This is a genomic window from Kitasatospora sp. NPDC091335, assembly GCF_044757205.1.
Taxonomy (GTDB): domain Bacteria; phylum Actinomycetota; class Actinomycetes; order Streptomycetales; family Streptomycetaceae; genus Kitasatospora.
The window spans coordinates 1-13,405 of record NZ_JBIVUM010000035.1 but is presented as its reverse complement, the minus strand read 5'-3'; the positions used below and the strand labels follow the sequence as shown (position 1 = coordinate 13,405).

13 protein-coding genes are annotated in these 13,405 nt (G+C 71.0%); 11 read left to right on the top strand and 2 right to left on the bottom strand.

Features of this window, described 5'->3' with window-relative positions:
- Positions 1-118 precede the first annotated feature (118 nt).
- Entirely contained in the window at positions 119-646 is a 528-nt protein-coding gene (locus ACIQOW_RS39065; protein ID WP_401092661.1) for a SixA phosphatase family protein, read from the top strand.
- Positions 647-789: 143 nt separating this feature from the next.
- On the opposite strand, the gene serB is transcribed toward ACIQOW_RS39065, so the two are convergent.
- Positions 790-2,046 (bottom strand): phosphoserine phosphatase SerB, encoded by a 1,257-nt coding sequence (gene serB, locus ACIQOW_RS39060; protein WP_401092659.1) that lies wholly within the window; start codon positions 2,044-2,046, stop codon positions 790-792.
- A gap of 223 nt (positions 2,047-2,269) precedes the next feature.
- Here serB and ACIQOW_RS39055 point away from each other — a divergent pair, with 223 nt between their 5' ends.
- From ACIQOW_RS39055 to ACIQOW_RS39045, 3 genes are all read left to right on the top strand, one after another.
- Positions 2,270-4,873: an FHA domain-containing protein gene (locus tag ACIQOW_RS39055; protein ID WP_401092656.1), complete on the top strand. Its 2,604-nt coding sequence runs from the start codon at positions 2,270-2,272 to the stop codon at positions 4,871-4,873.
- A gap of 276 nt (positions 4,874-5,149) precedes the next feature.
- Complete coding sequence (locus tag ACIQOW_RS39050; protein WP_401092687.1) at positions 5,150-6,247, top strand: GAF domain-containing sensor histidine kinase; 1,098 nt, start codon at positions 5,150-5,152, stop codon at positions 6,245-6,247.
- Entirely contained in the window at positions 6,240-6,896 is a 657-nt protein-coding gene (locus ACIQOW_RS39045) for a response regulator (protein WP_401092654.1), read from the top strand. Before ACIQOW_RS39050 ends, ACIQOW_RS39045 begins: the two co-directional genes overlap by 8 nt.
- 1,030 nt (positions 6,897-7,926) lie before the next feature.
- On the opposite strand, the gene ACIQOW_RS39040 is transcribed toward ACIQOW_RS39045, so the two are convergent.
- On the bottom strand, positions 7,927-8,730 hold the full coding sequence (locus ACIQOW_RS39040; RefSeq protein ID WP_401092652.1) for a hypothetical protein: 804 nt from the start codon (positions 8,728-8,730) through the stop codon (positions 7,927-7,929).
- Between the two features lie 149 nt (positions 8,731-8,879).
- On the opposite strand from ACIQOW_RS39040, the gene ACIQOW_RS39035 reads away from it, so the two are divergent.
- The 7 genes from ACIQOW_RS39035 to ACIQOW_RS39005 all read left to right on the top strand — a co-directional run bounded on the left by ACIQOW_RS39035 (position 8,880) and on the right by ACIQOW_RS39005 (position 13,350).
- Positions 8,880-9,671, top strand: coding sequence for an ABC transporter ATP-binding protein (locus ACIQOW_RS39035; protein WP_188300480.1), 792 nt, complete (start codon positions 8,880-8,882; stop codon positions 9,669-9,671).
- A gap of 119 nt (positions 9,672-9,790) precedes the next feature.
- Positions 9,791-10,213: an NfeD family protein gene (locus ACIQOW_RS39030; protein ID WP_317620422.1), complete on the top strand. Its 423-nt coding sequence runs from the start codon at positions 9,791-9,793 to the stop codon at positions 10,211-10,213.
- A 10-nt stretch (positions 10,214-10,223) separates the two neighbouring features.
- Entirely contained in the window at positions 10,224-11,273 is a 1,050-nt protein-coding gene (locus ACIQOW_RS39025; protein WP_188300481.1) for an SPFH domain-containing protein, read from the top strand.
- 183 nt (positions 11,274-11,456) lie between these two features.
- Positions 11,457-12,215, top strand: a complete 759-nt coding sequence (locus tag ACIQOW_RS39020) for a sulfite exporter TauE/SafE family protein (protein WP_401092649.1) — start codon at positions 11,457-11,459, stop codon at positions 12,213-12,215.
- A 37-nt stretch (positions 12,216-12,252) separates the two neighbouring features.
- Positions 12,253-12,432: a DUF1272 domain-containing protein gene (locus ACIQOW_RS39015; protein WP_401092647.1), complete on the top strand. Its 180-nt coding sequence runs from the start codon at positions 12,253-12,255 to the stop codon at positions 12,430-12,432.
- Between the two features lie 64 nt (positions 12,433-12,496).
- The gene (locus ACIQOW_RS39010) at positions 12,497-12,802 is read left to right on the top strand and encodes a 4a-hydroxytetrahydrobiopterin dehydratase (protein ID WP_401092645.1); all 306 of its coding nucleotides are present in this window, start codon (positions 12,497-12,499) and stop codon (positions 12,800-12,802) included.
- A 116-nt stretch (positions 12,803-12,918) separates the two neighbouring features.
- Complete coding sequence (locus tag ACIQOW_RS39005) at positions 12,919-13,350, top strand: hypothetical protein (RefSeq protein WP_401092643.1); 432 nt, start codon at positions 12,919-12,921, stop codon at positions 13,348-13,350.
- Positions 13,351-13,405: the final 55 nt, after the last annotated feature.

The window sequence follows — 13,405 nt, the reverse complement described above, 5'->3', positions numbered from 1 at the left end:
GTCCGTACGCCGCACGACGCCCCGGCGGGCGGGGTGCGATGGCACCCGTCGTCCCTCGGAGTGGCGGCACCCGGGAGCGTCGCGCCGCCGGGCCGCTTTTCTGCCAAGCTTGCTGGGTATGAGCGCCGAAACGCCCCGCAGGATCATCGTTCTCCGCCATGCCAAGGCCGACTGGCCGGACGGCGTCGACGACCACGAGCGGCCGCTGGCCGACCGGGGCCGCCACCAGGCCCAGGACGCCGGCCGTTGGCTGGCGGACTCCGGCATCAACCCCGACTACGTGCTCTGCTCCACCGCGCTGCGCACCCGCGAGACCTGGAAGACGGCGGCGCACGAGCTGGCCAAGCGGGCCCGCAAGACGGTGTACGAGGAGCGGGTCTACGAGGCCAGCCCCGGCGAGATCATCGCCGTGCTCCAGGAGACCCCGGAGGAGTACGCGGACGTGGTGCTGGTCGGGCACAACCCGGGCGTGCTGGGCCTCACCCAGGTGCTGGCCGGCGACGCGGGGGACCCGGACGCGCTGGAGCGGCTGCGGCTCGGGGGCTTCCCGACGGCGGGGATCGCGGTGCTCAGTTTCGACGGCTCCTGGAAGGGCGTCGAGCCGGGGGTGGCCGAGCTGGTCTCGTACCACACGCCGCAGGACTGACCCCGGAACGTGCACGAACGCGAGGGGCGCGCGGTTGGATCCGCGCGCCCCTCGTGTGCGTCCACAGGCCCTCTTCCGGCGGGCCTCACTCCGTCGGCCGGGGGCGGGGGACGGCCCCGCTCGGCCGGAGGGCGGGTGGGGTTCTACTCGGTCGGGGTGCCGTGCAGCGCGTCGGCCGCCTCGACCTCCTCGCGGGTGATGCCCAGCAGGTACAGCACGGTGTCCAGGAACGGCACGTTCACCGCGGTGTCGGCGGCCTCACGCACCACCGGCTTGGCGTTGAACGCCACGCCGAGCCCGGCCGCGTTCAGCATGTCCAGGTCGTTGGCGCCGTCGCCGATCGCCACCGTCTGCTCCAGCGGCACCTTCGCCTGCTCGGCGAAGCGGGCCAGCCAGCGGGCCTTGCCCGCGCGGTCCACGATCTCGCCGACCACCCGGCCGGTGAACCTGCCGTCCACCACCTCCAGGGTGTTCGCGGCGGCGAAGTCCAGCCCCAACTGCTCCACCAGGTGGTCGGTGACCTGGGTGAAACCGCCGGACACCACCGCGACCTGGTAGCCGAGGCGCTGGAGCGTACGGATCAGGGTGCGGGCGCCCGGAGTGAACCGGACCTCGGCGCGGACCTTCTCGGTCACCGAGGCGTCCAGCCCGGCCAGCAGCGCCACCCGGGCCCGCAGCGATTCGGCGAAGTCCAGCTCGCCGCGCATCGCCGCCGCGGTCACCTCGGCGACCTCCTCCTCGCAGCCCGCGTGGGCGGCGAACAGCTCGATCACCTCGTCCTGGATGAGCGTGGAGTCGACGTCCATGACCACCAGACGCTTGGCCCGGCGCTCCAGCCCGGCGGCGACCACCGCGACGTCCACCCGCTGGGTAGCCGCTTCCTGGGCCAGCGCGGCCCGAAGCTCGTCGGTGGCCACACCTGAGACGGCCAGCTCGACCGCCGTCACCGGGTACTTGGCGAGCCGGAAGACACGGTCGATGTTGCCGCCCGAGGCGGTGATCCGGGAGGTGAGCGCGGAGACGGCGGCGGCGGTCAGCGGGTTGCCGAGCACCGTGACGTGCGAACGGCCCTCGCGGCGCGGCCGGTTGTCACCGATGCCGGAGAGGATCTCGGCCTGGAGCTTCTGCTCGTCGGCCCAGCGGTGGACGGTGGCCCGCAGCCCACCCTCGGCGCCGGGTGCGGGGGGCGGGGTGACCAGGGCACACAGCGTGATGCGGCCACGGGTGACGACCTGCTCGATGTCGATGACGTCGACGCCGAAGCCGGCCAGCGTCGCGAAGAGGCCGGCGGTGATGCCGGGGCGGTCCTTGCCGAACACCTTGACGAGCAGGGTGCGCTCGTCCGCGGTCCGGTGCTGGGCGGCGGGAAGGGGCTCAGCGGCCAGGGGCGATGCGTTCATGGTGCCTCCCACGCTACCGGGCGCCCGATGGGCCGGGAGCACCCGTCCCACCTCGCGGGACGCCGCGGGACCGCGGCGGGTAGCAGCCTGGTCACAGTCACCCGGGGTGACTTTCATCGCCGGTCGGCGGGCTGGAATGATTCCCCCCGTCAGTCAGAGGAACATCGCAGCCCCGGCCGGGGGCCACAATTCGGGGGAACCGAGAGAGCGGGGCAGGCGAGCAGTGCCGCAACTCGTCATTGAGATCAACGGACAGCAGCGGACTCTGGAGCCCGGGCGGTCCTACACCATCGGGCGCAACCCGCAGTCGGACTTCCCGTTCGACGACGCCAGGGTCTCCTGGCACCACGGGACCATGAGCTTCAACGGCAGCGGTTGGCAGCTGGACGACCACGGCAGCACCAACGGAACGTACGTGGCCGGCGCCCGCACCATGCAGGCCCAGCTGTTCCCCGGTGCCGTGGTCAACCTCGGCAACCCGGAGAACGGCCCCCGGCTCGGCTTCTCCGCACCCGCGCACGCCGCCGCGGCGTCGGCCACCCCGATGCACGAGGCCGCCACCAGCCGCGGTCCGGTGCCGACGCCCCAGCCGCCCGCCCCGCAGCAGGGCTGGCCGCAGCACGACCCGTACCAGCAGCCGCAGCAGCAGGCCTGGCCGGGGCAGCCGCAGGCCCAGCAGCCGTTCCCGCAGCAGCAGTACGCGCCGCCGCAGGCCCAGCCGGCCCCGCAGCAGCAGCCCCAGCACGGCGGTTTCCCGCAGCAGGGCTTCCCGGCCCCGCCGCAGCAGGACGGCGGCGGCGGCCCGCAGCCGACCATCATCCGCAACCTGACGTCGGCCATGCGCACCGTCCGGATCGGTCGTGCGCTGGACAACGACATCGTGGTGTCCGACCTCCAGGTCTCCCGTCACCACGCCGAGCTGCGTCAGCTCCCGGACGGCCGCTACGAGATCATCGACCTCGGCAGCCACAACGGCATCTTCCTCAACGGCCAGCGGGTGCAGCGTCAGCTGATGGGCCCGCAGGACCGGCTGACCGTCGGCCACTCCGGCTTCGTCCTGGTCGGCGACCAGCTCCAGGAGTTCGTCGACACCGGCGCGGTCTCCTTCTCCGCCCGCCACCTGACCGTCGAGGTCGAGCACAAGGGCGGCAAGAAGATCCTGCTCAACGACGTCAGCTTCGGCGTCCCGGAGAAGTCCCTGGTCGCGGTCATCGGCCCGTCCGGCTCCGGCAAGTCCACGCTGCTGCGCGCCCTCACCGGCTACCGCCCGGCCGACCGCGGCGAGGTGCTGTACGACGGCCGCAACCTCTACAAGCAGTTCGCCGAGCTCCGCTCGCGCATCGGCCTGGTGCCGCAGTCCGAGATCCTGCACCGCGAACTCACCGTGCGCAACGGCCTCAAGTACGCGGCCCGGCTGCGCTTCCCCGGCGACACCGAGCCGCGCGAGCGCGAGGCCCGGATCGACGAGGTGCTGTACGAGCTGCGCCTGGACAAGCGGGCCGACAACAAGATCACCGCGCTCTCCGGCGGCCAGCAGAAGCGCGTCTCGGTCGCCCTGGAGCTGCTCACCAAGCCTTCGCTGATCTTCCTGGACGAGCCCACCTCGGGCCTCGACCCGGGCATGGACCGCGAGGTCATGCAGATGCTGCGCGGCCTCGCCGACGACGGCCGCACCATCCTGGTCGTCACCCACTCGGTGGCCGAGCTCGCGCTCTGCGACCGGCTGCTGGTGATGGCGCCGGGCGGTTCGGTGGCCTACTTCGGCCCGCCGGACGAGGCGCTGCACTTCTTCGGGTACGAGACCTGGGCGGACATCTTCCAGGCCTTCGAGAACTACCCGGACCACGACTGGGCCGGCCGCTACCGCGGCTCCGTGCACTACCAGCAGTACTCCGCGCCCGTCGCGGAGGCGGGCGAGGTGCAGCACGTCCAGGTCGCCCAGGAGGCCGTCAAACCGCCGAAGCCGCAGAGCTGGGGCTCGCAGTTGTGGACGCTGATGCGCCGCTACATGTCGGTGCTCGCCTCGGACCGCGGTTTCCTCGCGCTGTCCGTACTGCTGCCGGCCGTCATCGGCGCGGTCAGTGTGCTGGTACCGAACGAGGCGGGTCTCGCGGCCAACCCGAAGACACAGCTCCACCTCAACAGCGGGGCCGCCACGATCATCATGATCCTCGCGATCGGCGCCTGCTTCTCCGGAGCGGCCAACTCGGTCCGAGAACTGATCAAGGAACGGGCGATCTACGAGCGAGAACGAGCCACCGGGCTCTCCCGCTCGGCGTACATGATGTCCAAGGTCATCGTGCTGGGATTCTTCAGCGTGATCCAGGGCGCCATCATCTCCGCCGTCGGCTTCCTGCCGCGCAAGCTGCCCGAGACCGGCCTGATCGTGAAGAACCTCCCGGTCATCGAGATGACCATCGGCATGATCCTGCTCAGCTTCACCGCGATGATGTTCGGCCTGATGATCTCGGCCCTGGTGAAGACCGCCGAGAAGACCATGCCGCTGCTGGTCATGTTCGCCATCATCCAGGTCGTCTTCACCGGCTGCCTCTTCCAGATCTTCAGCAAGCCCGGACTGGAGCAGGGCGCCTGGCTGATGCCGGCCCGCTGGGGCACCGGCATCGTGGCCACCACGCTCGACCTGTCCAAGCTCATGGGCCCCTGGAACAAGGACTTCCAGAACCCCAACTACGACCCGCTCTGGGAGCACAGCGTCGCCCAGTGGGCGATCGACGCGGGTGTGCTGATCGTCGTCTCGGTCATCATCGGCGTCATCGTGACCCGGCTCCAGCGCCGGCACGAGCCCGAGGTGATGCAGAAGGGCTGAGCCCTTCTCCGACAGGCTGAGGGGCGGTTCTCCCATGGGGGAGAGCCGCCCCTCGGCGTTCCCCTCGGTCGTGTGGCGATCCCGAGCGGGCCCTGCGGCCTAGGCCCCCGGACCCGGGCCCGGGGCGGCCGCGGACGGACGCGGCGGTCGTCGGGGCGGCGGTAGTTTGGCGGTATGTCCAGCACCACCGGAGACCACCGGGCCCACCCGGGCCCGCTTCCCGCCTGCGAATCCTGTCTGTCCGGGATCGAGGCCGTCAGCCAGGCGCTGCTCGCCATGAGCCGGCACCTGGAGGTCCGCGAGGTGCTGCGCCGCATCACCGCTTCGGCCCGGGGGCTGCTCGGTGCCGAATACGCGGCCCTGGGCGTGCCCGACGACCACGGGGGCTTCGCCCAGTTCGTGGTCGACGGCGTCACCGACGAGCAGTGGCGGGCGATCGGCCCACTGCCCCGGCAGCACGGTGTGCTCGCCGCGATGCTGCACGAGACCGGGCCCACCCGGCTCGCGGACGTCCGCAAAGCGCCCGCCTTCGAAGGGTGGCCCGCCGCCCACCCCGACATGGACGCCTTCCTGGGCATGCCGATCCTGGACACCGACGCGGCCGAGGACGAGCCGGAGGTGATGGGCGTCATCTTCCTCGCCAACAAGAGTGGCGGCGGCCTCTTCACCGATCACGACGAGGAACTGCTGCGGATCCTCGCCGCGCACGCGGCCCTTGCCCTGTCCAACGCACGGCTGTACGAGCGCAGCCGTGAGCTCACGCTGGCCGGTGAGCGTGCCCGGATCGCGCACGACCTGCACGATGCCGTCTCGCAGAAGCTCTTCTCGCTCCGGCTCACCGCCAAGGCCGCCGCGAAGCTCGTCGACCGGGACCCGGCCCGGGCCCGGGCCGAACTCGCCGAGGTCGCCCGGTTGGCCGCAGAGGCCGCTGACGAGCTGCGTGCCGTAGTCGTGGAGCTGCGCCCCGCCGCTCTGGAGGAGGACGGACTGAGCGCGACCCTGGCCTCCCAGGTGCAGGTCCTCGACCGGGCGCACGCCGCCGACGTCACCTTCGCCGCCGCCGGCGTCCGGGCGCTGCCGCCCGCTCAGGAAGCCGCGTTGTTGAGAGTCGCCCAGGAGGCTTTGCACAACGCGCTGCGCCACTCCGGCGCCGGCCGGGTCTCCGTCATCTTGGCCGGGACGCCCGCGCGCGGTGCGGTGCTGCGGGTGCACGACGACGGGCGCGGCTTCGATCCGGAATCCGTTCGTCGAGCCGGCCGCCACCTCGGCCTGGCCTCGATGCGCGACCGCGCGGCCGCCGTCGGCGGCACGCTCACCCTTGAGTCGGCCCCCGGCCGGGGGACGCTCGTCGAGATGGAGGTCCCCGGTGCCTGAGAGCACACCGTCGATCCGTGTCCTGCTGGTCGACGACCACCAGGTGGTTCGGCGCGGGCTGCGTACCTTTCTGGAGGTCCAGGACGACATCGAGGTGGTCGGGGAGGCAGCCGATGGGGCGGAGGGCGTCGAGAGAGCCCGTGAACTCGACCCCGACGTCGTCCTGATGGACCTCAAGATGCCCAACGTCGACGGCATCGAGGCGCTGCGCACGCTCAAGGGTGAGGGCAGCAGGGCCCGGATCCTGATCGTCACCAGCTTCACCGAGCACCGCACGATGGTGCCCGCGCTGCGGGCCGGCGCGGCCGGTTACGTCTACAAGGACGTGGATCCGGAGGCGCTGGCCGGGGCGATCCGTTCAGTGCATGCCGGACACGTCCTGCTTCAGCCCGAACTGGCCGAAGCCCTGCTTTCCGACGATGGCCCACGCGTTTCCCAGGGCCGCGGTGGCACCCTCACCGAGCGCGAGCGTGAGGTACTCGGCCACATCGCCGATGGCCGGTCCAACCGGGAGATCGCCCGCAGCCTGCATCTGTCGGAGAAGACGGTGAAGACCCATGTGTCCAACATCCTCATGAAGTTGGACCTGGCCGACCGAACCCAGGCCGCACTCTGGGCCGTTCGCCACGGCGAAACCCGCGAGGAGTAGTGCGCCGGGGGCGCGGGACGTCGACGCGGACGCCGTGCCGATCGGCAGGTTTTCGGCCAAGGCCGGCGTCAAACAGCGGCCCAGGGTATGCCGTTCGGCAGGGGTAGCCCGAATTCGGGCGATGTGTCGCCATTCAGCTGTGCCAGGCTGAGCGCAGGCACCGATCCCGAGGGAGGGCCGGATGAACGCGATGCGCAGTGAGTGCGGGCCTGTCGTATTGGCCCACGAGCTTCAGTTGACATGCCGTCTGTTCGACGGCCCGTCGGGTTCCGAGTCTCGGTCGAGGCCGGTTGCCGGGAGCGGAGGCGGAAGTCGAGGACGGGAGGAAGGCCGCCCCTTGTCCGAGTGTCCGGAAACGTGCACCGGCGGTTGTACAGGCGTGGTTGTCGAACGCGCAGCGAGGCCGGTCCAGGACACGGTCCGAGACCGGGAGGCCTATGGCCCGGAGTTGCTGAGGCGCCGACTCCGGATGCGGCGATGGCAGTTCAACCTGGCACGGGAACGTGAACTGATCCCGGAGCCGGACCTCGACAACGGCGCCTGGTCGGCGATGGTCGAGGCACAGCTGAAGGTCCGTGCCGAGGAGATCGTCCTTGCGCTGGGCGTCGTGCCACCGGTGGGGGCGGCCAAGGCGGCCACGGTCCTGGGGCACACCACCGGCCTGCTGGTGATCGCCGAGGACGTCAGGCGGCTTGCCGCCGCAGGGGATCTTCGCCCCTGCGGCGGATACCGAGGCTGGCCGACGTACAGCCGGGAGTCCTTGGCCGCCGTCTCGTATGCCGCAGTGGAGCAGGCAGTCACCGAACGCTTGCACAGGGCTGCGGCCACGGCACGGGCCGCGGTCGAGGCCCTGGAGCGGCGCCTCGGGGAGAGCTTCTCGGCAGCTGAGGCAGCCGAGGTATTGGGGTGGTCCCTGCGCAGGTTGGAGGCCACCGCAGCTCAGGAAGGTTTGGCCCCTGGCGCCGACGGCAGGTACGAGCGCGCCGAGGTGCTTGCGCTCGTCGCTGCCGGCCCTCGGAGTCGGAACGTCTCAGCGGTCGTCTCGTTCGTCGACGAGGGTGTTGTAGGCGGCCACCTGGGCACGCCGGGCGGTGCGCCACAGCGGAGCCAGGACGGTCTGGCGGGCAACCATCTCGGAGGCGCTGACGGCGGCGCCGTGCCCGCCGGAGGCGATCGACAGCAAGACGGACACCTGGCGGGCCGACTCCACGACACGAACGGCCCGGGGCGGGTAGCCGGGAGCGAGAAGCTCGCCGTGGCCGCGCCGCCGGTAGGCATCGAGGGCACGAAGGGCTTCCGGTCCGGCGCCGGCCACATCGAGGCGGGTGAGCATGATGGTCGCCTCCCGGAGCCCGTCTGCCAGTTCACGCTCGGCTTCGTGCAGCGACGGTACGTCCGCCGGCGGGGCATCGTTGACGTCGGAACACCGCCACAGCACGGTGACCGAGCGGTCGCCGGCCGGGCCGTGAACTTCCACCTCCGGCACGAGCCCAAGCGGTGCGCCCACGGCCAGGACGGCCTCGCCCGCACTCATGGCGCGCTCGTTGAAAGCCCTTGGGCCGGTCAGTCCCAGCGGATGCCCGGCTGAGGGCAACGCGAGGCGCAGACCCTTCACACCGAGTACCCGTAGCCGTCCCAGCGCCCAGGTCAGCCCGTGCCGCTCGCCGGGCTCGTCCCCGGGGAGCCCGGACACTCGGTGGATCTCGTCCGCTCCCAGGACAGCCGCAGCGGCGTCGTCGGGCGGCACCAGGCCCGCCAGCAGGGCGTTGCCCCATGCGGTGAGCCGCCCCGAACGGGGCTCTTCGTACGGATTGTCGGGAGGAGTCGCGAGCATCCGGCCAGCCTACGGAATCGGCGGTCATCCGCGTGGCGTAGGTTTGCCCATGCGTGTGCGGCGCACCCACTCCGTGCCCACCGGCTGCCGGAGTAGGCTCGCCGCCCGCACCGACGGCCGAGAATCTTGTTTTTGGGGAAGGCATAGGCATGAGCGACGTGCTGGAGCTGGTGGACGTATCCGTGGTCCGAGAGGGGCGCGCGCTGGTCGACCAGGTCTCGTGGTCCATCTCCGAGGGCGAGCGCTGGGTCATCCTGGGCCCGAACGGCGCCGGCAAGACCACGCTGTTGCAGATCGCCTCCTCGTACCTGTTCCCGACCTCGGGCAAGGTCACGGTGCTGGGTGAGAAGCTCGGCGAGATCGACGTCTTCGAGCTGCGTTCCCGGATCGGCCTGGCCGGTGCTGCCATGTTCGACAAGCTGCCGGCCGAGCAGACCGTGCTCCAGACCGTGCTGACCGCCGCATACGGCATGACGGTCAGCTGGCAGGAGACCTACGAGCAGTCGGACGAGGCCCGTGCCCTCGCCCTGCTCGACCGCCTCGGTATGGCGAACCTCACGGACCGCAAGTTCGGCACTCTCTCCGAGGGCGAGCGCAAGCGCACCCTGATCGCCCGCGCCCTGATGACCGACCCCGAGCTGCTGCTGCTCGACGAGCCCGCCGCCGGCCTGGACCTCGGCGGCCGCGAGGACCTGGTCCGCCGGCTCGGTGCGCTCGCTCAGGACGAGTTCGCTCCGGCCATGGCGATGGTCACCCACCACGTCGAGGAGATCGCGCCGGGCTTCACCCACGTCCTGATGATCCGCCAGGGGAAGGTGCTCACGGCCGGTCCGATCGACACCGAGCTGACCGCCCGCAACCTCTCCAAGTGCTTCGGTCTGCCGCTCACCCTGGAGCGGCACGGCGACCGCTGGTCGGCCCAGGGTCTGCCGCTGGGCTGAGGCTCTGTTCGCCCGTCATCGGGAGGGCTGTCGGAACCGGTCGCACGCGCGACCGGTTTCCGCCCCTCGACCTGCGGGAACTGTCCGCTTCGAAAGCCTTCGCTCCCTAGGATGGACGTGTGGACAGCTGGATCTGGTGGCTTGCGGCCGCCGCAGGGCTCGGCATACCGCTGGTGCTCACCGCGATGCCGGAGTTTGCCATGTTCGCGGTCGGGGCGCTGGCCGCCGCGGGTGTGGGCGCACTGGGCGGGGGAGTGGTCCTGGAGACCCTGACCTTCGTCGTCGTCTCGGTCGCGCTGGTGGTGTTCGTCCGCCCGATCGCCTACCGGCAGCTCCAGAAGGGCCCGCACGTCAAGATGGGCATCGAGGCGCTCCAGGGTGCCACCGCAGTCGTCGCGGAAACCGTCGACGGGGAGGGCGGGCGGATCAAGTTGAACGGCGAGATCTGGTCGGCCCGTGCACTCCACCCGGGCCAGGTGTACCAACCCGGGCAGCAGGTCGACGTCGTCGAAATCCAGGGCGCGACCGCCCTGGTCGTCTAGGGGAGAGTCCGTGGAACCCGTCCTTATCGTTTTGGTCGTCCTGGTCGTGGTGGCCTTCATCGCGCTGATCAAGACGATCCAGGTCATCCCGCAGGCCAGCGCCGCGATCGTGGAGCGCTTCGGCCGCTACACCCGGACGCTCAACGCAGGGCTGAACATCGTTGTCCCGTTCATCGACCGTGTCCGCAACCGGATCGACCTACGCGAGCAGGTCGTGCCGTTCCCGCCGCAGCCGGTGATCACCCAGGACAACCTGGTCGTCAACATCGACACCGTCATCTACTACCAGGTGACCGACCCCCGCGCCGCGACATACGAGGTCGCCAGCTACATCCAGGCGATCGAGCAGCTCACCGTCACCACGCTGCGCAACATCATCGGCTCGATGGACCTGGAGTCCACCCTGACCTCGCGCGAGGTCATCAACGCCGGCCTGCGCGGTGTCCTGGACGAGGCCACCGGCAAGTGGGGCATCCGGGTCAACCGTGTCGAGCTGAAGGCGATCGAGCCGCCGACCTCCATCCAGGACTCGATGGAGAAGCAGATGCGCGCCGACCGGGACAAGCGCGCCGCGATCCTCACCGCCGAAGGCCAGCGCCAGGCCCAGATCCTCAAGGCCGAGGGCGAGAAGCAGGCCGAGGTGCTCAAGGCCGAGGGTGAGGCGCAGGCGGCGGTCCTGCGCGCCGACGGTGAGGCGGCCGCGATCCGGACGGTCTTCGAGGCCATCCACGACGGCGACGCCGACCAGAAACTGCTCGCCTACCAGTACCTCCAGACCCTGCCCGAGCTGGCCAAGGGCGACTCCAACAAGCTCTGGATCATCCCCAGCGAGGTCGGCGACGCGCTCAAGGGCCTCGGCGGTGCCTTCACCGGCCTGACCGGCAACGGCGGGGTGAACGGAGGCGCGCTCGCGGCGCCCAGCATCCCGCAGACCGCCCCGGCGGCCACTCAGGTGCCGCTGGACCCGGCGTCCGGCCCGCGGCCGGTGGACACCGAGAAGGGTGCTGCTCGCCCCCGGGTCGACCCCGCGCGGGAGTACCCGAAGATCGACCCGGAGTGATCGGTCGATTCGTGCTTCGCCGAGGGCCCGCTGCCGAGAGGTGACGGGCCCTCGGCCGTTCACTGCGGCGAAGCCTGCGGCCCCGGCACTGTGGCGTACGTCCCGAATCACGGGCGGGTCTGGTCGGGCGGCAGGGAGGTCCGGCATGATCCCCTCGGACAGGACCGAGAGGAGAGGTGACCCATGACGCTCTGGGAGTCGATCGCCGTCCTGGTGGCCGGCGTCGGTGCCGGGATGATCAACGTGATCGTCGGCTCCGGCACGCTGATCACCTTCCCGGTCCTGCTCGCCGTCGGCATCCCGCCGATCACCGCCAACGTCTCCAACTCCTTCGGCCTGGTCCCCGGTTCGCTCAGTGGCGTGATCGGTTACCGCAGGGAACTGGCCGGCCAGGGCCGCCGCGTGCTGCGCATGGGCACGGCCTCGTTGCTCGGCGGCCTGGTCGGCGCGTTGTTGCTGATCAAGCTGCCGAGCGGCGCCTTCGACGCGATCGTCCCGGTGTTGATCCTGCTGGCCCTCGTCCTGGTGGTGATCCAGCCCCGGGTCGCCAAGGTCGTCGCCGCCCGTCGCCGCCCCGGCGGCGATCCGGACGGCAGCCCGGTGCTGCTGGTCGGGGTGTTCCTCACCGGCATCTACGGCGGCTACTTCGGCGCCGCGCAGGGCGTGCTGCTGATGGCGCTGATGGGCATGCTGCTCCAGGAGGACCTCCAGCGGATCAACGCGCTGAAGAACGCCCTGGCGATGATCGTCAACAGCGTCGCCGCGCTGTTCTTCCTGTTCACCTCGACCGTGAACTGGGCCGCCGCCGGTCTGATCGCGGCCGGCTCACTGGTCGGTGGCCTGCTCGGCGCCAAGGTCGGCCGCCGCCTCCCGCCGACCGCGCTGCGCGGGGTCATCGTGGTGGTCGGCCTGGCGGCCGTCACCAAGCTGCTGGTGAGTTGAACGACCGTCAGACCGTATGCACTCGGAGGAGTACGTCATGGCCCTGGAGATGCGTGAGACCTGCGAGCGCTGCGCGGTGTCGCTGACCGCAGACGGCCCCGCCTCGATATGTTCCTACGAGTGCACCTTCTGCCCGGACTGCACCGAGGCCATGGCCGCCGCCTGCCCCAACTGTGGTGGCGAACTGGCGGCCCGGCCGCGGCGGAAGGCCGCCTGACACCGGGACCCCGGACCTCCCGGAATCCCGGCACCCAGGATGACGACCCACCAGGAGCGCGGCGATGAGCAACAGGGCCCGGCTGAACGAGGACGAGATCACGGCGGCCCTGGCGGCACTGCCCCAGTGGACGCGGGAAGGCGAGAGCATCGCCCGCGGCGCCGACGCCCCGGACTTCCCGGCGGCGATCCGGGTCGTCGCCGCCGTCGCCGAGCAGGCCGAGGCGCTCGACCACCACCCCGACATCGACATCCGCTGGCGCACGCTGCGTTTCGTCCTGTCCACCCACAGCGCAGGCGGCCTCACCGCTCTGGACTTCACCCTCGCCACCCGCATCGACGAGGCCCTGCGCGCCGAGTCGGCGGCCTGACGCGCACGGCCGAGAGCCCGGGACCGTACGAGCGAGGGCCCGGGCCGCGTTCCCGTGCGGGCGTGAGATGCTGACTGGCGCATCGGCAGGCAGACGGTTCGGGAGGGACGCAACGGATGGCCCAGGAGCCCTTCGGAGACGCCCACGCCCAGCAGCCGTGGCAGCCGCAGAACCCCCCGGACTGGCAGAACGACGTGTACGGCGGGTACTCCGAGCAGCACCAGACGTCGCACCAGTCGCCGCAGCAGCCGATCCAGTGGCAACCGCAGCCGGGCTACGGCTCCGCCGAGTACGGGCAGCAGCCGCCGCACGGCCAGGAGGTCTACGGCCAGGACACGTACGGGCACACCGGCTACGACCAGGGCGGGTACGGCCGGACCGGCTATGTCGAAGGCGGCTACGTCCAGGGCCAGTACGGCGGCGGCCAGGAGCAGTACCAGCCGTACCCGCAGTATCCGGACCACGCGCAGCAGCAGCCACACACGTCGTACGCCGCCTCGCAGCAGCCCCTAGGAGCTGTCCGGCCGATCATGTGCGGAGCCAGATGACGAGGGCGGCTGCGGTGACGGTGCCGAGGTAGACGTAGCCGCGTTTGTCGTAACG